Raw genomic sequence first — 25875 nt, 5'->3', positions numbered from 1 at the left:
TTTTTATAAAAAATTACAACATATTATTCCGTAAAAACCGAAATTAAAGGTTTTTTAATTACAGTGTTAGAATAATTTACATTACTTAATAAAAAGTGTGATCACCTGAGAGGCAACGTAGATGAAACGTATAGTATTAATAACAGGATTTGAAACTTTTAACAGTGGCTTATACCGTCAATCAGCGACTCTCGCTACATCTCCCTGTGAAGGTTTAGAAGTAATAGTTTTCACCGATGCAGATATTAATACTCAAAGGGAAAATGTGGAATCGGCGTTACAAACTGCGGATGTGTTCTTTGCTAGTCTGCTTTTCGACTATGATCAAGTAATGTGGTTAAGGGAAAAAGTGAGTCATATTCCCATTCGTCTTGTTTTCGAGTCGGCTTTAGAATTAATGAGTTTAACTCAGATAGGCAAATTTGCGATCGGGGATAAGCCCAAAGGGATGCCTAAACCTGTACAATTCATCTTGAGTAAGTTTACCAATAGCAAAGAAGAAGATAAGTTAGCAGGATATATTAGCTTTTTAAAAACGGGTCCTAAATTATTAAAATACATTCCCGTTAAAAAAGTCCAAGATTTACGCAACTGGTTGATTATTTACGGTTATTGGAATGCAGGAGGGGTTGAGAATGTTGCCTCTATGTGTTGGTATTTAGCGGAAAATTATCTCGGCTTAAAGGTAAAGGTATCGGAAATTCCTCCAGTTATCGAAACTCCGAATATGGGTTTACTCCATCCAGACTATGAGGGTTATTTTACTTCTCCTCAAGATTATATTAACTGGTATTTGCGGAATGATCCCCCCCAACCCCCCTTAATAAGGGGGGAGAAAAATTCGAGAAACTTAATAGGAGGAGGGTTAACTCCTGTGGTTGGTATATTGTTATATCGTAAGCACGTTATTAGCAAACAACCCTATATTCCCCAGTTAATTCGTTATTTTGAAGAAGCAGGATTGATTCCCTTACCTATTTTTATTAATGGGGTGGAAGGTCATGTGGCTGTAAGAGATTGGATGACAACGGATTATGAGCAAGAAAAACGCAGTCAAGGCATTAATGAAACTCCTTCTTTATCAAAAGATGCGGTTAAAGTAGATGCGGTAATCTCTACCATCGGATTTCCTTTGGTGGGTGGTCCTGCTGGTAGTATGGAGGCAGGAAGAAAGGTAGAAGTGGCAAAACGTATATTAACGGCGAAAAATATTCCCTACATCGTTGCCGCACCTCTGTTAATCCAAGATATTCATTCATGGGTAAGAAAGGGTATCGGTGGTCTGCAAAGTGTGGTATTATACGCTTTACCTGAATTAGATGGTGCGATCGACACTATTCCATTGGGTGGTTTAGTAGGTGAAGATATATATCTTATTCCAGAAAGGGTTAAGCGTCTCACCGGTAGGGTTAATAACTGGATTAAGTTAAGAAGAAAACAAAGATGCGATCGCAAGGTTGCCATTATTTTATATGGTTTTCCTCCCGGATATGGTGCAACTGGTACAGCCGCACTATTAAATGTACCTAAATCCCTGCAAAAATTACTAACAGCATTAAAAGAAGAAGGTTATACCGTTGATAATATTCCCGAAGACGGTGAAGAAATCATTAATCAAGTCAAAACCGCCGATGACTTTATATCCTATTCTGGGAAAAACAATCCCCCCCAACCCCCCTTATTAAGGGGGGAGACGAAGTCGGGGGGATTACCCTTATTAAGGGAGGAGAAGCAGTCGGGGGGATATACCGTAGATGTAAAAACCCTCGATCGCTGGTTAGGGTATATACTTATAAATAAGATACAAAAACAATGGGGTAGTCTAACTCAAACAGGTATTAAAACGACTGGTGACAAATTCCAAATCGGCGGTATTCAACTCGGTAACGTCTGGATTGGAGTACAACCACCTCTCGGTGTAGCTGGAGATCCCATGAGGCTTATGTTTGAGAAGGATTTAACCCCCCATCCCCAATACACAGCCTTTTATAAATGGTTGCAAAACGACTTTCAAGCCGATGCCATTATACACTTCGGAATGCACGGCACCGTAGAATGGTTGCCCGGTAATCCTTTAGGTAATACTGGTTATTCTTGGTCAGATGTACTATTAGGCGATATTCCTAACCTCTATATTTACGCCGCTAACAATCCCAGTGAATCCATGTTGGCAAAAAGAAGGGGTTATGGTGTGTTAATTTCTCATAATGTACCACCTTACGGCAGGGCAGGATTATATAAAGAGTTAATGGCATTAAAAGAGTTAATTAACGAGTATCGAGAAGATACCGAGAAAAACGCCTTATTAAAAGAAGATATTATCCAAAAAATTGTCGATAGTGGCTTAAACAAAGATTGTAAATTTGCGGAAGGCGAAAAACTAGGTATCGAATTTACTGCCGAAAATGCTAAATTATTCAGTAAACAGGCATTAAACGCTTATTTTGTCCAAATATACGACTATTTGCAAATTGTCGAACAAAGATTATTCTCCTCTGGTTTACATATCTTAGGAGAAAAACCCACCCAAGAGCAACTGCAATCTTATTTAGAGGCTTATTTCGATGATACTTATAGTCAACAAAACTTCGCCCAAGAGTTAAGCAATAGTGACTTATTCGCCAGAGTCGAGAAGAAGGCAGAAAAAGAGGAAGAATTAAAGCAACGTTTTGCACAACAACAGATAATTACTGACTTGTTAATGCAAACAGAAGAGGAATTGACTAACCTATTAAGAGGCTTAAACGGTGAATATATCCCCCCTGCACCCGGAGGTGATTTACTCAGGGATGGTGCTGGAGTATTGCCTACAGGTCGTAACATTCACGCATTAGATCCCTATCGGATGCCTTCTCAGGGTGCGTATTTAAGAGGTAGAGAGATTGGCAAGAAGATTATTGAGCAGAATTTAGCGGAAAATGGTTGTTATCCTGAGACTGTCGCCGTCATGTTATGGGGATTGGATGCGATTAAAACTAAGGGCGAGTCTATTGGTATTTTACTAGAATTAGTAGGTGCTGAACCTGTAAAAGAAGGCACTGGTAGAATTGTACGTTATGAGTTAATGCCATTGGAAAAAGTAGGGCATCCGCGCATCGATGTTTTAGGCAATTTATCGGGGATTTTCCGAGATACTTTTTTGAATATCATCGAATTGTTAGACGATTTATTTTACCGTGCTTCTATTGTCGAGGAATCTCCTGAAAATAACTTCATTCGCAAACATTATCTTGAATTAAAAGAAAAAGGTATTGATAACGCCTCTGCACGACTATTTTCTAATCCTAACGGCGATTTTGGCTCATTAGTAAATGATCAAGTTGTGGATGGTAACTGGGATTCTGGGGATGAATTAGCGGATACATGGAAGAATCGCAATGTTTTCAGCTACGGTAGAAAGGATAAGGGAGAGACACGCCCCGAAATTTTAGATAAACTATTGCAAACTAGCGCCACCGTTGTGCAGGAAATCGACTCGGTGGAATATGGCTTGACGGATATTCAGGAATATTATGCTAACACGGGAGGCTTGAAACGGGCGGCGGAGAAACAAAGCGGTAAGAAGGTATCCGCTAGTTTTGTGGAAAGTTTCTCGAAAGATACCACTCCTCGTAAATTAGAGCAGGTTTTAAGGATGGAATATCGCACGAAGTTACTTAACCCTAAATGGGCGAAAGCTATGGCTGATCAAGGTTCTGGTGGTGCTTACGAAATATCACAACGGATGACGGCTTTAATTGGTTGGGGAGGCACAACGGATTTTACCGATAATTGGGTATATGATCAAGCTGTTGATACTTATGTATTAGATCAAGACATGGCGAATAAGTTAAGGGAAGCCAATCCCGAAGCCTTCCGCAATATTGTGGGGAGGATGTTGGAGGCGAATGGGCGCGGTTTTTGGGATGCGGATGAGGAGAAGTTGGAGAAAATCAAAAGTCTTTATGAGATGACGGAGGATGAATTGGAGGGGGTTACTGTTTAATGAGTTTTCATCAATAATCGGTAATCCGTGTCATCAATTTATTGCGAGGGTAATAGCCAAAACGATGCACCTAGCCTCACCAACCTACATTATGGGATAAATACTGTCAGAAAATTTATTTAAAAAATTAAGGAATTTTAGCTAATATTAACTTATGGGAATATATGAAAAAAATTTACAGTTTCAGTTTGAATTAAATTAAAGTGTCTCCTGTCTAAAGTTAAAATTTGTTTGATTTTATTATATTCAGCTAAAACAACTATACTGGCATCAACAAAGCCTAAAGGTAAGTCTTTATATTTTGCCATTAATTTAGTTACTTTATAGATGCTTTCTACATCAATTTCTAAATATTCAAAATATCCTTCTCCTAAATCTTCAATAAAACTTCTCGCTACTTTTTCTCCTAAATATTTAGTTGCGAGATAGTCAACTTCAGGTAAAACAGTTATAGGTACATAAATTTGATATTGCTGAAAAATTTTTACTACTGAAGAATGATATTGATCATCTCTATCTAAAAAAGCGATAATACCACTGGTATCGGCTATTATTTTTCTATCCACAATAATTCATCTACTTTAGAAGATAAATCACTTCTACCACTCGCCCCCATTCCCATAGATTTAGGTAATTTTTTCGGCTGACTTTCTATTTGATTAATAACAATTTCTTGGATTAATTCAGCAACAGTTTTTCCTTTTTCCTGACATATTTTTTCTAGTTTGTTTTGCGTTTCTGTAGGCAAATAAATAGTTGTCGGTTGCATAAGTTTTGATTAATTCAGTCTTTTTCTATAAGTCTATTAAAATCATTTTACTATGTGTTATACCAACTTATCGGTAGCTATGATTTTATCACAAGGACGATCGTAAAATTGCTCGATCGAGATTTCTCTATTTTCCCATAAATCTGCTAAGGAAAAAAATCTTCTTCTTCAGACATAGATGAGTTAATGGAGTCTTTGGAAAATTAATGTTAGAAATAAGTTTTGATGAATCCTTTAAACGAGTCTATTAAAAAAGGATTAAAGATAATATAAATTTAGAACAAAAATTTAGAAATAAACTAGAAATATTTAAAAATAACCCCTTTGATTCAAGATTAAAAACTCATAAACTATCAGGAAAACTCAAAGATTTATGAAGTTTTAGTATTGAATATAATCAAAGAGTAGTTTTTTATTTCATCGATCCTGATAAAATTGTATTTATTGATATAGGAAATCATGATCAGGTTTATTAAAATTTAAAATTTCAGTTGAAATATATTGATCATCAATAATTCCTAATTCCTGATTCCCTATTCCTAATTAAATTTAGTCATCCTCAATGGGAATACCAAAACGAACTTTTCCTTTGCCAAAATAACGTCCAAATTGCAACTCATAAACCTCATCTTCATCTTGAGTTTCCACCACTAAATCAGAACGAGGGTAAGAAACACATAATAAAGCATAACCCTTTCTCTGTAATTCGGGAGATAATCCCATGGCTTCAGGTTGATAAAGTTTTCCTTCTAAAACTCTAACAGCACAGGTAGTACACGCACCATTACGACAAGAAAAAGGTGGTTCAACAGCTTGTTTTTCTGCGGTTGCCAAAATATATTGATCTTCGGGTACTTCTATAGTTTGTATTCGGTTTTCCTGACGATGATGAATTGTTACTTTATAGGTTTTAGTCATTGATTGTCAAATAGTTATTTTTGGGGATTTTACTAAATAATAATTAGTTCTTTTCTTCCTCAATTATAGTTGTCTTGGCAACAGGAATGATTCGATTATCTGAGTCCGACAAAACAAAATCAAAGTAATTAAATACTGTTAGTTGGTCTTGTATCCTTGAAACAAAGATGAAAAAAGTTTTGGATGTGATCCCTGACTCTGATAGACTTTTTCTTGATGACTTTTTCTTGATTAAAGATAATCATAATTTTTTATATATTTCCTTGGAGGAATTAAATGTTAGAAACAACTTTAGGTTTAGAAATTATTGAAGTAGTTGAACAAGCTGCGATCGCATCTGCTAAATGGATGGGTAAAGGAGAAAAAAATACCGCCGACCAAGTTGCCGTAGAAGCAATGCGCGAAAGAATGAACAGAATCAATATGCGCGGTAAAATTGTTATCGGAGAAGGCGAAAGAGACGATGCTCCCATGCTCTACATCGGTGAAGAAGTCGGCGTTTGTACTCGCCCCGATGCTGAAAAATACTGTAACCTTAATGAATTAGTTGAAATCGACATCGCCGTTGACCCCTGTGAAGGTACAAACCTTGTTGCTTATGGTCAAAACGGTTCTATGGCAGTATTAGCCATTTCCGAAAAAGGTGGTTTATTTGCCGCTCCTGATTTCTACATGAAAAAATTAGCCGCACCTCCAGCCGCAAAAGGTCATGTTGACATCAACAAATCTGCTACCGAAAACTTAAAAATTCTCTCCGATTGCTTAAATCGTGACACCGAAGAATTAGTTGTAGTTGTAATGGATCGTCCTCGTCACAAAGATTTAATTCAAGAAATCCGTAACACTGGTGCAAGAGTTCGCCTAATTAGCGATGGAGACGTTTCTGCCGCTATCTCTTGTGCTTTTTCTGGAACTAACATTCATGCCTTAATGGGTATTGGTGCCGCTCCTGAAGGCGTTATTTCTGCTGCTGCGATGCGTTGTTTAGGTGGTCACTTCCAAGGACAATTAATCTACGATCCTGAAATCGTTAAAACAGGCTTGATCGGTGAAAGCAAAGAAAGTAATCTTGCTCGTTTAAGAGATATGGGCATCGAAAACCCTGATAAAGTTTATGAAACCGAAGAGTTAGCTTCTGGAGAAACCGTTTTATTCGCCGCTTGTGGTATTACCCCCGGTACATTAATGGAAGGTGTTCGTTTCTTCCATGGTGGTGCAAGAACCCAAAGTTTAGTTATCTCTACCCAGTCTAAAACTGCTCGTTTTGTTGATACTGTTCATATGTTCGATAAACCTAAAGTTATTCAATTAAAATAATCTTAATTATCTAAATAAAGGTTAACAGGGGGCTTAAGCCCCTTGTCTCATTTTAACTGACCTAAAACCTTGACACCATCAAAAAATTTATATCTAACTGAAGTTAATTAATTATCGAATAAACTAACATTGGTTTTAGGAGCTTTTTGTAAAATTTGTTGATAAACTAGCTCTCGGAAAGTTGTTAAATCCGCTTCCCATTGATTAATTTGTGATGTAAGACTCGCAACGGGATTTTCTCCTAAAAGATAATTAAAACTGCCTGCAAACAAAACCGCAGAAATAGCCACATTATTCGGTTGTTGTAATCTTGCAGGATTGATATTGACAGTCAAACGACATTTATCTAACTGATAAAAAAGATTTAAAGATGCTTGAGGAGTTGTATTACCAAAGTTACGCCAAGAGCCAGCATTCAAAAAAGTCTCATTGATAAAGTTTTTTCCTTCTTCTTCTCCTTCTCCGAAAGGAATAATAACTTTAGGGCTAATGCTTAAACCTTGATATTCAGCATTGGGCATCTTTTCCACATACAATTGAGCAACTTTGGCAAACTGTAATTGAGAAACTTCTTTGTTACCCAAACCTTCGATAAAACTTAAACTATTACCTTGAGCAACAATATTAACACCATTTTTAAAACTAATTTGAGATGCTCTTGGATTAACAACTGGCTGACGGGCTAATTCCCATGTGTTAGGTACAATCCCACTCATAGTTAAAAATTCGTAACTTAAGAGAGTAGGATTAAAGTTTTTGATTACTAAAGAAATTGTTAATTCTTCAATATCTTGTAAAACAGGAGTACCTTGAGGTTGAGTTTGAATATTGCTGGTAGTTTCCATCAATTTATGAATATTTTTTTACTATCAATACCAAACTAACATTAGCTTAAATTAATTCTTTAATCAATTACTCCGTATCTTAAATTAAACATAATTTAAGTTTTCTGAAAGAGAATGACAATGATTGTGTAAATCTCCCTTCATAATTAATTCTTCCGCCTTACTTAATCCCATTTCTATAGTTTCTACCACTGAGCAACGCCATAGATAAAATCCCCCATTCCAAATACTACTTAGAGTTAAGGGAGTCATCTCTCCTTTGATGGTTTTACTTAATTGTTCAAAGTATTCCTGTTCGCTATGGAGAGGATAATCATGTCCTTTTAAGCCATAGTGTAAGGGATTCAATTTTAAATACTTAAATCCTGCTTCTGATTCGTGATCGTCAATAGCAATAATATTTGTTTGTTCTAATTTTAAGTCACCACTCCCCTCTAAACCTTTAATTAGGGTAAATTTTTTTACTCCTGTTAGAGTTAAAGCCTCTCTAATCATTTTTTCTGTGGGGGGATGCACATAACCCGCCATGATATGATTTTTTCCTTGGTAGGGATGCCAAATTAATTCAAGGGTAGCGATAGGGGGGCGTTTCCCAATTTCTTCTCGGTAAGTAACAAAGTTATCTGCTAAGGGAAAGTGAGTAGGTAAGTAAAGGAAACCAAAGTTTTTTTGAGCTAATGAGGCTTGGACTTGTTCTAAACTGGTGTTTTGTATATTTAAGCCTAAATTAGTCCAAATTTCTCCCAATGTTAGCCCATATTTAGTTGGCATTCTTTTTCCTCCGTGCATTAATACGGGTACTCCCATCAGAGATAAGATTAAACTGGTAATGGGTGAAATAGGGGCAGTGCGAGTTCTACCATCATAGGGAATACCTAAGACAACTACTTCTTTGTTTTCATCAATGACGGATAATTTATTCCCCAACTGACTGTAAGCATCCAACATTCCTGCTAATTCTTCTCCTGTTGGGCGTTTGATTCTGTGGGCGATCATAAAACCACCAATTTGGGCAGGAGTTGCTTTACCTGTCAACATCATTTCTAAGGCTAAACTTGCTTGTTGACGAGTTAAATTTTTATGGGTATGAGTACCACTACCGATTTTTTTTAATAATTCTCTAAATTCACTACTCATTGGTGTCTGTTTTTATTTATTAGGAGATTTGGGAGTTGGGGATTAGGGGATTAGCGGTACTTAGACAAAAAGATGTTAAGAATTGACTTGTAATTATTATATGATAGTGTTTTTAGGTCAAAATGAAAGAAATCACCTCTTCATCAATGCTCCCATGTTTTAATCGCTGGTGTCAAAAAATAGATCCTGTCTTAAAAACAAAGGCACAAAAACGAGAGTTTAGAAATTATTTGCGCGGTTTATTAGGAGATTCTCAAAGAAAAAATATCACTCAAATTGCCAATAATAATCTTGATATTACTTATCATAAATTACATCATTTTCTAACAGAGTCCACATGGAATTATGATGAGGTCAATGATCAAAGATTAGAAATAATAGCATCTTGTCGTCAAACTAAAATAAGTAAACATCCAGATGCTGATCATGTGATGACAAAAAGGGAAACTGTAGCCATAGAAAGAAATAATTCGGATAATCGTCATTGGTTTGCTCGCTTTCATAGAAAAACAAAAGTAGTATCAAAATCAAAAGAAATGGTGGATTTAACAATGGGACTATTTGCAAAATTTAGAGTAAATGGAACGATCGATTCGTTAATAAATCAAAGATTAACATTACTTAGTTGAAGCTCTCTTTTTAATTAACTCTCATTTAGGATTGATATTTTAATCAATTTATGTTAGGTTTTTGCTCATTTTTTAGATAAAAGTATGAAGAAAAATGAAGATAAAGAAATAATAAATTATTAAACGAAAGATTAAGTTTATGTATGTGATTTCAAGAAAAATTCTACACTATAAATTGAGAGTATAAGTGGAAAAAAATTTTTTATGGAAAATTCATTTCTGGTCTAAAAATTAAGATCTGAATCTAATTAACTCGAACCAACATGAAGAGTAAGTATCTCCGTAAAAATAAATAGCTTAAGCATAATTTAATACCAGTTATTCTCTATTTTTTGATTTTTTTGGTTTATTTATCCCAGAAAATCAACTATCATTTGAGGCATGAATTATCATGACGAATATCTTAGCAGAACCATTCGTTCCTTCTCTGAAACAAGAACTCGATCGCCTTTATAACCAAAAAGCAACAGGAGAATTAACTTTATCCTCTCAGGGAGGGACAAAAACGATCTTCCTATTAGCAGGAAGAGTACAGTATATAACTGACTCAGAACATAGAGCAAGACATTGGAAAAGAGCGATCGCACAAATATGTCATGAATGGAATTTTCCCCAAAAAATACTCAATAGTCAACCTTGGGAATGTGACTTTCTCTATCAGGGGGTTAGTAAAAGACATATTTCATTAGATCAAGCAAAATCTTTAATCACGACTGTGACGAAAGAATGTCTCCTCGAATTAGCCTTAGAAGCAAAAGTTAATCTTCAATGGAAAGAAAAAGAACAAGCAAAATCCACTTTTTCTTATTTTCTGAGTTTAGCACCCCCAGAAATTCACCCCATTCTCACACAAATTAACCATATCAAAGAAAAATGGTCTCAATATGATTTAAAACCAATTAAACCCCAACTAAGTCCAATCCTCTTGGAAAAAGGGAAAAATACCATCAAAAATCCCTTACAACTAAAATATCTCAACGGTGATTTCACGATCTGGGATATAGCCTTTAAATCAAAACAATCCCCAGAAGTCGTCGCAAAATCTCTTAAAACATGGGAAGATAAAGGTCTTATTCAATTCCAATCCCTTAAAGATTTAAGTCTCAAAATTGAGGAAGCAGAGGCAACAACACATCTTGTTAGTGAAAAAATACCTTCCCCAATTAGTGTAAATCAAGAACAAGTCAAACCTCAACCCTTGCCAGAAGAGACAACACCACAAGGAAATCCAAGCAAAAACCATAAATACTTAATAGCTTGTATTGATGATAGTCAAATTATTATTCTCAATCTCAAAAAAATTCTTCAACCTGCAGGATTCGGGGTATTAAGTATTAATGAGCCAATGGCAGGATTTGCTCAATTAATAGAGCATAAACCTGATTTAATTCTCTTGGATTTGAATATGCCTAACGCTAATGGTTATAGTGTGTGTAAATTCTTAAGAGAAAGTCCCGTGTTTGAGAAAACCCCCATTATTATTCTTACCGCACAAGATAGATCAATTGATCGTGCTAAAGCTAAATTGGTAGGGGCAAGTGATTTCATTAATAAACCTCCAGAACCTCAAGCCCTAATTAACTTGATTAACCGTCATCTAAGTGCCGCCGAGAAAAATAAGGTACAAATGAGTGCATCAGGATTTTAAAGCATAAGAAAAATGTCAAAAAACATTAAGTTTTTACATCCTAAATCAATAAAAGTTCTAATATAAAGTTAGGTGTAAATAGAGATTTTTCTTTTATACATAATCGATTCCATAGCATAAAAATAGGAGTAAATTTAAAACTTTAATTTTTTCTTAATAAATTCATTTCCATGATTTTAAGAAAGATTAAGAGAGATAAAGTATTTTATTTTTTAGTTTATTTAGTTTGTTTTCGGAAAAATTTTAACTAAATTTGTAAATATTTAAGTAAGTATTTAATAGGGTAAGAGAAGAAATTTTTTAGTTAATTATTATTCTGAATACATCGCCAGAACAGCTCACATAAGAGTCTTTATATTTTACTTGTTCATCAAAGACAAAAAAATATCCCCTACCCAAGTTGGGGGATTTAAACGAGAAAGTAAAATCCTCATGAGCAGTTCTTAAATTCCTAGTTATTATTTCATCATGAGAAAAAAGCCATGATCGAAGATCAAGAATTGAGAGAAATTTATCAGGTTTCAGGGAAGGAACACGTTGACAACCTTGAAACAGGATTATTAACCCTCGAACATGATCCCCAAAATACGGAGTTATTAGCAACTCTTTTACGGGAGGCACACAGTTTAAAAGGGGATTCGAGAGTTATTGGTGTGAAAGCGGTAGAAACTATTTCCCATCGTCTTGAAGAATTATTCGGCAGACTGAAAAACAATCATCTCCAATGGTCGAAGGCGTTAGGGGATAAGATGTATAATACCGTTGGCGCATTGGGTAAGTTAGTCCATGAAGCCGTTACCGATGAACCTAGTGGGGTTAATAGTGACCAAATTATCAGTCAGTTAAACGAGTTTTTACCTGATGTGCCTCAAACTCCCCCTCAAAATGGTCATAGCAACGGTAATGGAAATGGTCATAGTTATCATAAGCAATTCCGTCTGTTTATTGAAGACCAAGATTTGCGGGAGGTTTATCAGCTTTCTAGTCAAGAACATTTACAAAAACTACGATCGCGCCTTGCTTTATTAGAAGAACATCCCCAAGATCCTAATTATACGGAAGAATTATTAAGCGAATCGGAAAGTTTTGAGTTAGATTCCCGTTTTGTCGGGCAGGAAACCCTAGAAAGTTTAATCCATAAATTCCGAGAAGTTTGTGAAGCCTTAAAAGCGGCTAAAATTAGTTTTCCAGAGGTTGCAGAGTCTTTAAAAACCAGTATCGAAGTTATTGATGCGTTAGTCCATGAAGCCTTAACTGGGGAATCGGCGGAAGTTAACTACGAACAAACCCTCAAAGAGTTAGAAGAAGTTAACGTTAAAAGCGAAACCAGTGATGATGTTAAAACCGTTAAGAATTTCGGACGCAGAAAAAGCGATCGCGACATGGATACAATCCGAGTACCCATGCGTTATCTTGATGCTTTGATGACTCACACAGGGGAATTGACGGTAACAAAAACCCGTTTAGCGCATACCCATGAGAGACTAAAAAACCTCGTCTTTCTCTGGCAAGACTGGAAAAGCCAAAATACTAACACCTTACGCCGTCGTAATATTGCGGAAAAATTAGACGAGTTAATCCCTTATCTCGATAGTAGTATTGCGGAAAATAACACCCGTTTAGACTTAATTGCACGGGAATTAGACGAAAAAGTCCGTACTCTGCGATTATTACCTCTTTCTACCATTTTTCTCCTTTTTCCTCGTTTAGTCCGTGATTTGGCTCAGGAACAGGACAAAGAAGTAGAATTTGTGATGGAGGGGGGAGAGATTACCGTTGACAAACAAATTTTAGAGGAAATGAAAGATCCTCTCTTACACTTGTTACGCAATGCGGTGGATCATGCCCTTGAACTTCCTGATGAGAGAAAAAGATTAGGCAAAAATCCCGTTGGTAAAATCTGGTTAAAAGCCTATAACAGTGGTAGTAATATCGTCATTGAAGTGGGCGACGATGGTAGAGGTTTAGATGTAGAAAAAATTAAACAAACCGCTATTAAGAAAAAACTTTATCGGGTGGAAGAGTTAGCCCAAATGTCCTCCCAACAGGTGCGATCGCTCATCTTCCTGCCCGGATTCTCAACCCGTAGCTTTGTTACAGAAATTTCTGGGCGTGGTGTGGGTTTAGACGTGGTGCGTAGCAATGTGGAAAAACTCAAAGGTAACATTTCCATTGACTCTACCCCTAATCAAGGCTCGGTTTTTCGGGTTCAACTCCGTAGCACAGTAGCAACCCTAAACGTCATGTTGTTTGAAGTGCAGGGATTGATTCACGGTTTACCCCTAGAAGCCATTGAAAAAACCCTATTAATTAAACCCGAAGAAATTTACACCCTCGAAGGTAAACCCACCATTACAGTGGATAATCAACCCGTTACCCTCGTGAAAATGGCGGATTTATTGGAATTACCCGATTTATCCCCGACAACGGTGCAAAAACAAAGACAACGGGCGATGGAAAATCAACGTTACATCAGTGCCATTTTACTCAATGTCGATGGGCAAACCCTCGCTTTTGAAGTGGAAACCCTCAAAGAAGTGTTAGACGTGGTGATGAAACCCCAAACTAAACTCCTCAAACGGGTGCGTAACGTCATTGGTGCAACCATTCTCGGTACAGGGGATGTGTGTATGATTCTTAATCCCCATGACTTGATTAAATCGGTACAGAAAACCACTCAAACCCTTGTCAGCTTTGAAGATGAACTGTTGGAAGAACAAAATGTTCAAAAACCCATTGTCTTACTGGTGGAAGATTCCATTGCGGTTCGTACCCAAGAAAAACGCATCCTTGATAAAGCTGGTTATGAGGTAATCATCGCCGTTGACGGTGCAGAAGGTTACAACAAACTGCGATCGGGAATCCATGTGGATGCCATCATCTCTGACGTGGAAATGCCCAATATGAACGGTTTAGAGTTTACCGCTAAAGTGCGTCAACACGCAGAATATCGAGAAATTCCATTAATTCTCGTCACCTCCTTAGCTTCGGAAGAAGACAAACGCAAGGGAGCTCAAGCTGGGGCAAACGCCTACATCGTCAAAGGACAGTTTAACCAAGAGTTGTTAATCGAAACCCTCGATCGCCTCGTCTAAGAATACCTATGTCATGCCGAGAGCATCGAAGTATATCTGAGATTCTGTGGAATAGGCATCTTGCCTGTATTCGCTCCCTCGAAATGACAATTAATGAATTAATTACTTACCATAAAACGGAGACAAAACTATGAGTATTCTCAATGCAAAAAAATTACAGGATCGCATTTTATTGGGTTATTCTGCACCCCTTGGTGTTTTGGTCTTATTTGCCATTCTTATGGGTTGGGGTATTTTCCAACAAGCAAATGTTTCGGAAAATCGGGGCAGAGCTAACCGTGTGATGATCGGCGTACATGGAGCTGATATAGGCGTGTCTCGAATGGTGAGAACCGCCAGAGGTGCTGTTCTTTTCCCCACAGAAGCCCACTATAAAGAATCTTTTGCAGAAGGCGTTAAAGTCTATGAGACAGCAGTAAAAGAAGTTGACGCAGAAATGAAAGATGAAAAACAACTGGAACACTGGGCAACATTTAAAGATGAAGCACAGAGACTTCAAGCAGAAGGGGAAAAAGTATTAAGTCTAGCCCAAGCAGGAAAAATAGCAGAGGCAAAACAAATAGTCGGTGAAATGGAAATGAGTGTTTTAAGTGAAACCTTTGGCGAATTAGAAAACCGTCAAGAAGAAATATTAGACGAAATTCGCAAAAAAGATGCTTTTACAACTACTTTGTCTTGGATTCTCATTTTCGTTGGTTTAATTGGTGGCAGTATTGGTACTCTGGTTCTTGGTGCGATGATTTCCAAAGATATTGCTGAACAAGTCAAAAAAGCTGTTACTCAAATCACCTCATCTTCTGCGGAAATTGCGACTACGATGGAAGAACAAGAACGCACCGCCAGTTTACAAGCGGCTTCTGTTAATGAGACTACCACCACAATGGATGAGTTAAGAGCTTCTTCTCACCAATCCGAAGAACAAGCAAAATCAGCTTCTCAAGCGGCTAATGAAGTTTTACAACTAGCTGAAAATGGTAATCAATCCGTTGAAGAAACCGTTGCTACGATGGTGGACTTGAAAAATAAAGTAGCTGCGATCGCAGATCAAATTGTCCGTTTATCGGAACAAACCAACCAAATTGGTAATATTTCGGCATTAGTGAGCGATTTATCTCAACAAACCAATATGTTAGCCCTTAATGCTTCCGTTGAGGCAGTCAGAGCAGGGGAACATGGTAAAGGCTTCGCCGTAGTTGCTGAAGAAATCCGTAAATTAGCTGATCAAAGCCGTCAATCCGCCGCTAACATTAGCAACCTCGTTTCTGACATTCAAAACGCTATTAACACCACCGTTATGGTAACAGACGAAGGCACAAAAACTGTTAACGCTGGTATGAATATCACTGAAAGCACTGCCAATGCGTTTGCAGGGGTATTAGAGGCAATTAATAACGTTGCGATGAACAACCAACAAATTGTACTCAATATTCGTCAACAAGGTAAAGCCGTTGAACAAGTATTAGAGGCAATGGATAGCATCAACAAAGGTGCGCAAGAAACTGCCGCAGGTTTAACCCAAGTCAAAGCTGGTACTTCTCAATTAAGTGTTACTGCTCGTGAATTGGAAGCGATGGTTTAATTGAATTAGGGGTTAGGAGTTCGGGGTTCGGGGTTCTTTGAAAATGTCATTCTGAGCGACAGCGAAGAATCTAAATATCTCCGAGATTCCAAGTGTAACGAGGAATGACAATTAACAGTTGTGTCATCTAAAGATAACTAGATTCTCTCTCCCCACTCCCTACTCCCCTACTGAAAAAAACTCCCCACTCTCCACTCTCACTGGCAGAATCAGATTCACATTACCTTACCAAAAATTATGATCAAAGTGCTATTAGTCGAAGATTCTCCCGTTGCTGTTACTATCCTCAAGCGGATTATCGATAGTGCTGATGATCTATCTTTGGTAGGTACGGCACGAACCGGAGTTGATGCTTTAGAGTTAATCCCGAAAGTCAAGCCAGATATTATCTGTACCGATTTGATGATGCCGAAAATGAACGGTTTAGAGTTGACTCAAAAGGTGATGGAAACCACTCCTAAGCCCATTTTGGTAATAAGTGCCTGTGTGCAGGATGAAGATAAAAATAATGTTTTTGAACTCCTTAATGCAGGTGCTGTGGATGTTTTCCCCAAACCAAAGGGCGGTACTTTAGAGGATTATGAGTCTATCCGTGATAAATTAATTTCCAAAATAAGGATATTAGCCGGAGTTAAGGTATTCACTAAGCGTAGTAATAACAATGCTAGATCATCTTTAAGATTAACAGATCCCAATTTTAAGCCCATTAATCTTAATCCTTCACCACATCAAAATGAGACTAATGCCACCTCTCCTCGAACTATCCAAGCAGTTGCGATCGCAGCTTCTACAGGAGGACCTCAAGCCTTTCAACAAGTATTAATGGGCATTCCAGGTAATTTTCCAGTACCGATATTCTGTGTACAACATATCAGCAGTGGCTTTTTACAGGGCTTTTTAGACTGGTTACAAAACTATAGTCAACTGAAAATAGTCATTGCCAAAACAGGGGAAAGACCTCAAGTAGGCAACATCTACTTCCCCCCCGACAGACTCCATCTGAAAATCGATAAACAAGGGCGATTCTACTGCGGTGATGACATCCCCGTCGATAGCCATTGCCCCTCCGCCACTGTATTATTCCAAACCATTGCCGATTATTATAAATCGTCTGCTATTGGGGTTTTAATGACAGGTATGGGACGAGACGGAGCGAGAGGACTTTTTGACCTAAAACAGAGAGGAGCATACACCATCGCCCAAGATGAAGCCACTAGCGTTGTTTTTGGAATGCCCCAAGAGGCTATCAAGATGGGTGGAGCTAAAACCATACTACCAGTAACGGAAATAACCCCTAGATTGTTGAAACTGGTTATGGGTTGAGGTGGAAAGATGGGAAGCGTCTCCCTTCCTTAAAAGGAGTAATGAGTATTAAGAAATTCTCTAAAACCTGAAACCTGAAACCTTTTAATTGTTGGCGGACTCATCTAACAACTGCTCAAGAGAATAAGGACATTCTAAAGGAAAAACATCAAGATTCGACTTTATTTGCACATATTGACGGGCATCTTGATAAATACTATCCAAATTATCTCTCAAAAAATTGCGTAAATTGGTGGTTAAATTCTTATTTAATTGACGACGAAAAGCCCTAACTTCTGCCATCCAGTGACGATGACTTCTTTCATACTCATTATCCCAATATTCTAATAATAGAAGATGACGAATCACTTGTTCTAACAAACTAGCAACCGCTAACTTATCTCTTTTACCCACGCCCTCTAATTCCTCAATTAAATGTAATTTATCCAAATCTTGCCAACGGTTTTCCTTAATTAAATTAATAGTTTTTTCTAACCATAAACTATCATCAATTTCATATAAATCCTCTAAGTTTTTGCTTAAACTCATTTTTCTGCCTCAAACAACGCATTCTTAAACCTTTATTGTAATCAATTGATTCTTAACACGGAGAAAAAAACCATGACATTAGAAACCTTATCACCGAGATTAAGAGAAGACTTTATCACTTTGATTGCAAAACAAACAGGTATTGAGATTCGATCGCAAAATTATGTGGCAATGGGTGATAATATCTACAGTAGAATGAAAGAATTAAAAATTCTCACTCCCCAAAGCTACTACGACTTATTAATCTCCGAAACCCCAGAAGCCGAAGAAGAATGGCAAAAATTCGTCTGTCTGACTACCAACCGAGAAAGTTACTTTTTCCGTGATAAAGGGCAATTTTCCCTCCTCAAACAAACCATCCTACCCGACTTAATTCGCCGTAATCAAAGAATCAAATCCCTCCGTTTTTGTAGTGCTGGATGTTCTACAGGGCAAGAACCATATTCGATCGCCATTTTACTCAAAGAATTAATCCCTGATATAGAAAATTGGAATATCTTAATTTTGGGGGTAGATATTAATAGAGAGTCTTTATCACAGGCTAAAAAAGCATTATACAATACATGGTCATTTCGCCAAGTAGAAGACGACATCAAAGAAAAATACTTCAAAAGCGGTGCAGGATATTACCAACTTTATGACGATATTCGCAAATTAGTCAGATATAGACAAGTTAACCTCGTTAGGGATCAAATGCCCCATTTAGAAATAGAATTAAATGACATGGATTTGATTATCTGTCGTAATGTCTTTATCTACTTCACAGAAAACGCCATTAACCGAGTTGTAGAGAAATTCTTTAATACCCTTAAGCCTAATGGATATTTAATCACAGGTCATGCCGAATTAAACAATACTCAAGTAAAAGCCTTTCAAACGAAATTATTTTCCGAGTCTATCATATATCAACGCCGTAGCGGACAATATTCTCACGCCGCCGCCACTACCACTCCTTCTCAATCCTTTAAACCTCAAACCCCATTACCAACCATCAAAACCGAAGACAAACAAAATTTATCCACTACCATTAATCAAAAATACTCTTTTAGCAATAATAATACTAGCAATTCTTATACTTTTAATCCATCCCTTAATAATAATAACCAGAAAAAATATAATCCTATTCAACAACCGTTAAAAACAGAAAAAATACCAGAAAAAAAAGATAAAGATAATGAGATTCTTCATGAAATTGAGCAATTAGTAAGCCATAAGTCTTATTATTTAGCTCAAAGAAAATTAGAACAAGTATTGAGACAATTTCCTAAACATTTTAAAGCCACCTATTTAATGGCAGAATTAGAGGCAAATTTAGGGAAATATGAGTCTGCCCAGCAATGGTGTCATAAAGCCTTTAGCCTAGATAATTTACAAGCAAAACCCTATTTATTATTAGCACAAATAGAAGAGGAAAACGGTAACTTAGAAGAAGCGAAAAACGCCCTAAAAAAAGTAATTTATCTCGAACCAACATCCTTTATGGCTTACTTAAACTTAAGCACATTATATCAACAGGAGGGCGATTTAAAACGCAGTGAAAAAATGAGACAATCCGCATTAAAAATTTTACAAAACTTACCATTAGATAAAGAAATTAAGGAATTAGATAATATAAAAGTAGGGGATTTAATCTCAGATTTACAAGGGCTTTCGTCTGCGTAAACCTATTTTAAAATTAAGAATTAAAAATTAAAATTTGTAGGGTGAGCAATCCCCACCAAAACCCCAAAATTATTGCACAAAAATTATCCCACAATGAAATAAATTTCATTGCTAACAGCGAACGTTAAATAAATTTAACTCAACATTCATAAAATATCACAATTTTTGATCATAATGGATTTTCTCAAAAAAATGGCTAGATTGATTAAAAATTATGGTTTTGAGTTAAATCAAATTCACAAAATCAAACAATCTAACCCTTAATAAGGGAGAACTGAAGTTTAAATTTTTACTCTTTTAATACATATTTGGAGAACTAAAATTATGGGCTACTATTTAACTTTTAACTACAATAACTTAACCTACGGTTTACCTGCGGAAAACATCCAAGAGATTTTTTTCCTACCTCAATTAGCATCGATTCCTGAAGCACCAAAAGACATAATTGGGGCGGTAAATGTGAGGGGTGAAATTATCCCCGTGATGGATTTAAACTTGCGTTTTGGTTATGAAGAAATAGACTATCATGTCAATGATAATGTAGTGATTTTAAACCATGAAAAATTAAAATTAGGTATCATCGCTAATGAAGTTCATGAAGTTAGTTTAATCGATGAAAGAAATATCACTTCTGAATTGCCTTATGATGTGACTTTAACGGAATTAAAACAGGAAAAATTTATCTCAGGAGTGGTACAAAAAGAGGATCAATTAATCCTATTATTAGATCCCCAAAAATTGTTAAGATATACAGAATCGCAGGAATTATCCCTTGATTTAGACTTATTTGAAATTGAGGAAGAATCTCTCGCTAATCCTGAAAATGATACTTTAACTGAAGGAGAAAAAGAAGTAATTAGAAAAACCGTATTTTTTCCTCAAGCTAGTGAATACGAGAGAAAATTATTACAAAAACGGGCAAATAACCTCAGAGAATCAACTAAATTAAAAGATTTTACAGGCTTAAAACCCATTTCTATTTTCACCTTAAATCAAGAGTTTTTTGGTATCGAATTATCTTTAGTACAGGAATTTATTAAGTTTAAAAAATATACTCCCATTCCTTGTACACCTAAATTTATTTTGGGCAATCTTAACCTAAGAGGGGAAATTATCACTTTGATTGATATTCGAGAAGAATTTAATTTACAATCATCAGGTTTAAAGGAAGAAAATCAGGCAGTAATTGTCAATGTTGATGGTGTTGTTGTCGGGATTATCATTGATGCAGTTAATGATATTTATATGATGAATCCCAATGATTTGAAACTAGAAGAAAACACCGACAATGAGTCTGTTAATCAAGAATATCTACAGGGAGTTATTCCTTATCAAGATAAAATGCTGGGCATTATCGACCTAAATCAAGTTATTTTAGGAGGCAATTTATTGGTAGATGAGGCAGTTTAATTCGATTGGGAATGAGAATATGAGGATAAATTTTAGCTTAATTATTGTTATCAATTTCTAAAAGTAATTTCACTTTTTTCTTATCTTATAAGATACAAAGTCAAAGAGAAGTCAGGGAATCAAAATTTTATCATTTGTTTTTGAGTTGCCATTGAATAAAATTATTATTTATAGGTGACACTTTTACATTTTCTAAATTTGTTTTTAATTTTGTATTTTTTGAGATTATTGAATGAAAATTAATATTTTCTAAGAAATCATAACTAACATTGTTAGCTGTTACAATTACATAATCAAAGTTATTATATTGTTTAAGACTATCTATTTGTTTTTGAACAACTAAAAAGCTCTTATTTTTGAGAGTGAAATAAATATAATGGGGATTTATGTCTATAATTTTAATAGAGTTAATTTTGTTTTGATGGAATTGATTAATATTTTTGACGGATAAATATTTGGTTAAAATATTTGATGATTCATGATTTCGATTATCAATAACTAATTCTAAGGAATTAATACCTTCACTTCTTAAAAAAGGTAGTATTGTAAAATAAACATTATCTTTATCTCCTAAGTTAATTAAAGCAGTGTTACTTTTATTCTGTATAACTATTGTCGGTTGATATGGATTATCAATTACTGTTATTTGTATCAAGGTTAGTTTTTGATAAATCAAGGGAAAAATTATCAAGATTAATGTAAAAATAATCAAAAAATATTTATATTTATTGATCGGTTTTATATAAAGAGTTACCAAGAAAATGAGATAAATAATAGTTAAGACGAAAATATTTATTTGCCCAACTGCGATCGAGCTTAAAGGTAGTTGATTACTAATTTCTACTAATTTAATTAAGAGCCAAATTATAGGATAAAAAATAAATGCGATCGCACTTCCGACTATGGGGATAAAAACACCAATAAAAGCAGTAAAAATTCCACCTAAAGTAATAATAATAACCAGAGGAGTTGACAAAATATTAGTCAAAATACCATAGAGAGGGAAGCGGTGAAAATAGTAAAATTGAAGCGGTAAAGTCCAAAGAGTTGCCGCCAAAGGCACAGCAATAAGATTAGCAAAAGTTGGAGGCAACCAATCTAATTTTTGAACAATAGTAGGCAAACTAACAATTAATCCAAAAGTAGCCAAAAAACTGAGCTGAAAGCCTAAGTCAAAAATCCAGAGAGGATTAATTAATAACAAAATTACGGCTACTAACAAAAGACTACCAGAAACTCGCACTTTTCTCTCATTAACAATCGCTACTAAAACACCAAAACCCATCAAACAAGCTCGAAGAATTGAGGGATAAAAACCCGTAACAGTAGCATAAATAAATAAAGTTAGCCCCCCTATCAAAAAACGAGTGCGAGAGGAAAAAGACTGAGTAACAGCTAAAATTAACCCCAATAACAAAGAAACATGGAATCCAGATGCCGCTAAAACATGAGCTAAACCAGCCAAACGAAAAGACTCTTGTAACTGCCAATCTAAATCTACACCACGACTTCCCATCACCATCGAACTGACTAAACCACCTGATGGTATATTTAAAAAACGAACATGAGTTTGTATTATTCGCCTTCGTATCCAAAATAAAAACCCATTCCAGCGATTACCCTCCTTAACTACATTGACAGAATTTGCTGATAATCCTGAAAAAACTCCTTGCCTCTGCAAATACTCAGCAAAATTAAAACCATCTGGATTCAAGGGCGGAGATGGTTGATATAAATTTCCCTCTAAAATCACCACAGTAGAAGGGAATAAACCATTTACCTCTAACAAAGGAGAAGTAACATAAATTTTTCCCGTGACTTTTTCCCTTTCGTTATTTTCCTTAACTAACTCTCTTGCCTGAAAAATAAACCTTGATTTGTGGTTTTGATTAACTCTTGGAGTTGTTAAAATTACCCCTTCCACTGCAACCCGATTATAAAAAGAATGGGAAATATAATGACTAATATCGAAATCACTAACAGAAGGTAGCCGAAAATAATAATAGTAAAAACCTGTGATAAAAACCAAAAATATAATAAAAATATAACGTAAATCAATAATTAAAAATCTTTTATTCTTAAGGATAGCACCAGTAATAAACAAAAAAATAAAAGAGAATAAACCTAAATAAAAACCTTGTGAAAAACTAAAATATCCTGTTAATAATAAACCGAAAATAAAAGCTAATAAACAAAGGTAAATAGAGGTTTTATTATCAAAAAACATAAGACTATCTTAGTTTCATATAAAAATTAAGCCCCCACCACGAAGGCAGAGGCTATTAATTAATCTCAATTAAACTGGAATTAGTCGAGATCGGGCATTGCTAATACGGGTTCGGTTTCTCTTTCGATACCTTTTTCAAAACCACCAGCCGCAGCTCTTGCTCTTCCAGCGTGCCATAAGTGGCCAACTAAGAAGAAGAAACCTAACACAAAGTGAGAGGTAGCTAACCACGCACGGGGAGATACATAGTTGAAAGAGTTAACGTCAGTAATAACGCCACCTACAGAGTTTAAAGAACCTAAAGGAGCGTGAGTCATGTATTCAGCCGCACGACGTACTTGCCAAGGTTGAATATCGTTTCTGATTTTGTCTAAGTCTAAACCGTTAGGACCACGAAGAGGCTCTAACCAAGGACCTCTGAAGTCCCAGAAACGCATGGTTTCACCACCGAAGATGATTTCACCAGTGGGAGAGCGCATTAAGTATTTACCTAAACCAGTAGGACCTTGAGCAGAACCGACGTTCGCACCCAATCTTTGGTCACGGATTAAGTAGGTTAACGCTTGAGCTTGAGAAGCCTCAGCACCAGTAGGACCATAGAATTCACTAGGATAAGCCGTGTTGTTGTACCAAACCATAGTAGAAGCGATGAATCCCATTAAGGATAAAGCACCTAAACTGTAGGAAAGATATGCTTCACCAGACCAGATGAAAGCACGACGTACCCAACCAAAAGGCTTGGTTAAGATGTGCCAGATACCACCAGAGATACAGATTAAGCCAACCCAGATATGACCACCGATGATGTCTTCCATGTTGTTAACACTGATAAACCAACCTTCACCACCGAAAGGAGCTTTGATTAAGTAACCAAAGATGATCGCAGGGTTCAAGGTAGGATTGGTGATAATACGAACATCACCACCACCAGGTGCCCAAGTATCATATACACCACCGAAGAACATGGCTTTAAATACAAGCAATAATGCACCAACCCCCAAAAGGATTAAGTGATAACCGATGATATTGGTCATTTGGTTTTTATCTTTCCAGTCGTAGCCAAAGAAACTAGAATATTCTTCTAAGGTTTCAGGACCACGCAAAGCATGATATAAACCACCTACGCCTAAAACTGCGGAGGAAATGATGTGAAGTACACCAACGACGAAGAAGGGGAAAGTATCCACAACTTCACCACCAGGACCTACACCCCAGCCTAAAGTAGCAATGTGAGGTAATAGGATTAATCCCTGTTCGTACATGGGTTTTTCAGGGATGAAGTGAGCAGTTTCAAATAAGGTCATTGCCCCTGCCCAAAAGACAATTAAACCTGCGTGAGCGACGTGAGCACCTAATAATTTACCAGATAAGTTGATAAGTCTAGCATTACCAGACCACCATGCAAAACCAGTAGATTCTAGGTCACGTCCGCCAATAGGATTAGAGAGCGTTACCACGTGGAAGTACCTCCTCTGGGAATACAAATTTTTCGTGGGGTTGATCTTGGGGCGCCATCCATGCGCGCAACCCTTCGTTTAATAAAATATTTTTGGTATAGAAAGTTTCAAATTCGGGATCTTCTGCGGCTCTTAACTCCTGAGATACGAAGTCATAAGCACGAAGGTTAAAGCCTAAACCAACAACACCGATCGCACTCATCCATAATCCAGTTACAGGAACGAATAACATGAAGAAGTGTAACCAACGTTTGTTAGAGAAAGCAATCCCGAAGATTTGAGACCAGAAACGGTTAGCAGTCACCATAGAATAGGTTTCTTCTGCCTGAGTAGGTTCAAAAGCACGGAAAGTGTTTGCTTGTTCACCGTCTTGGAATAAAGTGTTTTCTACTGTTGCACCGTGAATAGCACAAAGTAAAGCTCCTCCTAACACCCCTGCAACTCCCATCATGTGGAAAGGATTAAGAGTCCAGTTGTGGAATCCTTGGAAAAATAAGATGAAACGGAAGATACCCGCAACACCGAAGCTAGGTGCAAAGAACCAGCTAGATTGTCCTAAAGGATACATTAAGAATACGCTTACAAATACAGCGATAGGAGCAGAAAATGCGATCGCATTGTAAGGACGAATACCCACAAGACGAGCAATTTCAAACTGACGTAACATGAAGCCAATTAAACCAAAAGCTCCGTGTAATGCCACGAAAGGCCATAAACCGCCGATTTGACACCAACGGGTGAAGTCTCCTTGAGCTTCAGGACCCCATAAGAATAATAAGGAATGTCCAAAAACATCCGCAGGAGAGGACACAGCAACGGTTAAGAAGTTCGCACCTTCTAAGTAAGAACTAGCTAAACCATGAGTGTACCAAGAAGTAACAAAGGTAGTACCAGTTAACCAACCACCCAAAGCTAAATAAGCACAAGGGAAAAGAAGGATACCAGACCAACCAACGAATACAAAGCGGTCTCTTTTGAGCCAGTCATCAAGGACATCAAACCATCCTCTTTCCGGCACACGTCCGACTGCAATGGTCATAATCTTTCTTTTTTTAACTTGTCAAGTTTTACTTTTATATTGTCTCTCTTTATATTATTGGAGACGGCACTGCTACTCAGCAATAATACTGATCTGCAATTAACTTTTCTTAATATAGCATGAGTTAGAGTTAATGTAACTCCGTTTTTCGATACGATTTAAGTATCTTTGCCAAATTACTTTTTCTATTTCTAGCAAATATTTTAACAAATTGTCACATTTTTCTCAGAATAGTCTCGCTGTTAGAAATGGCAAACTCTTGATATTCCTTTATCTAAGACATTTTTACTGGTATTTAATATTTCTT

General features: G+C 36.5%; 17 protein-coding genes and 2 pseudogenes. 10 read left to right on the top strand and 9 right to left on the bottom strand.

What is annotated here, in order from left to right; all coding sequences use genetic code 11:
• Positions 1-121 precede the first annotated feature (121 nt).
• The gene (gene bchH, locus Dongsha4_RS17115; RefSeq protein ID WP_330203500.1) at positions 122-3985 is read left to right on the top strand and encodes a magnesium chelatase subunit H; all 3864 of its coding nucleotides are present in this window, start codon (positions 122-124) and stop codon (positions 3983-3985) included.
• 152 nt (positions 3986-4137) lie between these two features.
• Here bchH and Dongsha4_RS17110 read toward each other — a convergent pair whose 3' ends face one another.
• From Dongsha4_RS17110 to Dongsha4_RS17100, 3 genes are all read right to left on the bottom strand, one after another.
• A complete protein-coding gene (locus Dongsha4_RS17110; RefSeq protein WP_190360302.1) occupies positions 4138-4551 on the bottom strand; it encodes a type II toxin-antitoxin system VapC family toxin in 414 nt (137 codons plus the stop codon).
• Positions 4536-4754, bottom strand: a complete 219-nt coding sequence (locus tag Dongsha4_RS17105) for a CopG family transcriptional regulator (RefSeq protein ID WP_190360301.1) — start codon at positions 4752-4754, stop codon at positions 4536-4538. The genes Dongsha4_RS17110 and Dongsha4_RS17105 overlap by 16 nt, the downstream gene beginning before the upstream one ends.
• A 549-nt stretch (positions 4755-5303) precedes the next feature.
• Entirely contained in the window at positions 5304-5672 is a 369-nt protein-coding gene (locus tag Dongsha4_RS17100) for a 2Fe-2S iron-sulfur cluster-binding protein (RefSeq protein WP_099434646.1), read from the bottom strand.
• A 276-nt stretch (positions 5673-5948) separates the two neighbouring features.
• On the opposite strand from Dongsha4_RS17100, the gene glpX reads away from it, so the two are divergent.
• Entirely contained in the window at positions 5949-6989 is a 1041-nt protein-coding gene (glpX, locus tag Dongsha4_RS17095; RefSeq protein ID WP_330203499.1) for a class II fructose-bisphosphatase, read from the top strand.
• Between the two features lie 107 nt (positions 6990-7096).
• Here the strand turns inward: glpX and Dongsha4_RS17090 are convergent, their stop codons facing one another.
• Both Dongsha4_RS17090 and Dongsha4_RS17085 read right to left on the bottom strand, forming a co-directional pair.
• Positions 7097-7834, bottom strand: a complete 738-nt coding sequence (locus Dongsha4_RS17090) for a hypothetical protein (RefSeq protein WP_330203498.1) — start codon at positions 7832-7834, stop codon at positions 7097-7099.
• Between the two features lie 84 nt (positions 7835-7918).
• Positions 7919-8971 carry an anthranilate phosphoribosyltransferase family protein gene (locus Dongsha4_RS17085; RefSeq protein WP_330203497.1) on the bottom strand — a complete coding sequence of 351 codons (1053 nt, stop codon included), beginning with the start codon at positions 8969-8971 and terminating at the stop codon, positions 7919-7921.
• Positions 8972-9093: 122 nt separating this feature from the next.
• Between Dongsha4_RS17085 and Dongsha4_RS17080 the strand changes: the two are divergent.
• From Dongsha4_RS17080 to cheB, 6 genes and pseudogenes are all read left to right on the top strand, one after another.
• Positions 9094-9324, top strand: a pseudogene (locus Dongsha4_RS17080) (transposase); the annotation flags it as partial.
• 54 nt (positions 9325-9378) lie between these two features.
• Positions 9379-9600: pseudogene (locus Dongsha4_RS17075) on the top strand (IS1 family transposase); the annotation flags it as partial.
• 391 nt (positions 9601-9991) lie between these two features.
• Positions 9992-11248, top strand: coding sequence for a response regulator (locus Dongsha4_RS17070; protein ID WP_330203496.1), 1257 nt, complete (start codon positions 9992-9994; stop codon positions 11246-11248).
• A gap of 482 nt (positions 11249-11730) precedes the next feature.
• Positions 11731-14343, top strand: coding sequence for a hybrid sensor histidine kinase/response regulator (locus Dongsha4_RS17065; RefSeq protein ID WP_330203495.1), 2613 nt, complete (start codon positions 11731-11733; stop codon positions 14341-14343).
• A 130-nt stretch (positions 14344-14473) separates the two neighbouring features.
• Entirely contained in the window at positions 14474-15922 is a 1449-nt protein-coding gene (locus Dongsha4_RS17060; protein ID WP_330203494.1) for a methyl-accepting chemotaxis protein, read from the top strand.
• Between the two features lie 237 nt (positions 15923-16159).
• Positions 16160-17245, top strand: a complete 1086-nt coding sequence (cheB, locus tag Dongsha4_RS17055; RefSeq protein ID WP_330203493.1) for a chemotaxis-specific protein-glutamate methyltransferase CheB — start codon at positions 16160-16162, stop codon at positions 17243-17245.
• Between the two features lie 84 nt (positions 17246-17329).
• On the opposite strand, the gene Dongsha4_RS17050 is transcribed toward cheB, so the two are convergent.
• Positions 17330-17773: a DUF29 domain-containing protein gene (locus Dongsha4_RS17050; protein WP_330203492.1), complete on the bottom strand. Its 444-nt coding sequence runs from the start codon at positions 17771-17773 to the stop codon at positions 17330-17332.
• Between the two features lie 72 nt (positions 17774-17845).
• Between Dongsha4_RS17050 and Dongsha4_RS17045 the strand changes: the two genes are divergently transcribed.
• Positions 17846-19435 carry a CheR family methyltransferase gene (locus tag Dongsha4_RS17045; RefSeq protein ID WP_330203491.1) on the top strand — a complete coding sequence of 530 codons (1590 nt, stop codon included), beginning with the start codon at positions 17846-17848 and terminating at the stop codon, positions 19433-19435.
• Positions 19436-19759: 324 nt separating this feature from the next.
• A complete protein-coding gene (locus Dongsha4_RS17040; RefSeq protein ID WP_330203490.1) occupies positions 19760-20845 on the top strand; it encodes a chemotaxis protein CheW in 1086 nt (361 codons plus the stop codon).
• Positions 20846-20975: 130 nt separating this feature from the next.
• Here the strand turns inward: Dongsha4_RS17040 and Dongsha4_RS17035 are convergent, their stop codons facing one another.
• From Dongsha4_RS17035 to psbD, 3 genes are all read right to left on the bottom strand, one after another.
• Positions 20976-23072: a ComEC/Rec2 family competence protein gene (locus tag Dongsha4_RS17035; protein ID WP_330203489.1), complete on the bottom strand. Its 2097-nt coding sequence runs from the start codon at positions 23070-23072 to the stop codon at positions 20976-20978.
• An 80-nt stretch (positions 23073-23152) separates the two neighbouring features.
• Entirely contained in the window at positions 23153-24529 is a 1377-nt protein-coding gene (psbC, locus tag Dongsha4_RS17030) for a photosystem II reaction center protein CP43 (protein WP_330203488.1), read from the bottom strand.
• Positions 24513-25568 carry a photosystem II D2 protein (photosystem q(a) protein) gene (psbD, locus tag Dongsha4_RS17025; RefSeq protein ID WP_015221015.1) on the bottom strand — a complete coding sequence of 352 codons (1056 nt, stop codon included), beginning with the start codon at positions 25566-25568 and terminating at the stop codon, positions 24513-24515. The genes psbC and psbD overlap by 17 nt, the downstream gene beginning before the upstream one ends.
• Between the last annotated feature and the right edge of the window lie 307 nt (positions 25569-25875).

The organism is Cyanobacterium sp. Dongsha4 (assembly GCF_036345015.1).
Taxonomy (GTDB): Bacteria; Cyanobacteriota; Cyanobacteriia; order Cyanobacteriales; family Cyanobacteriaceae; genus PCC-10605.
This window is presented reverse-complemented; position numbering and strand designations above follow the sequence as displayed.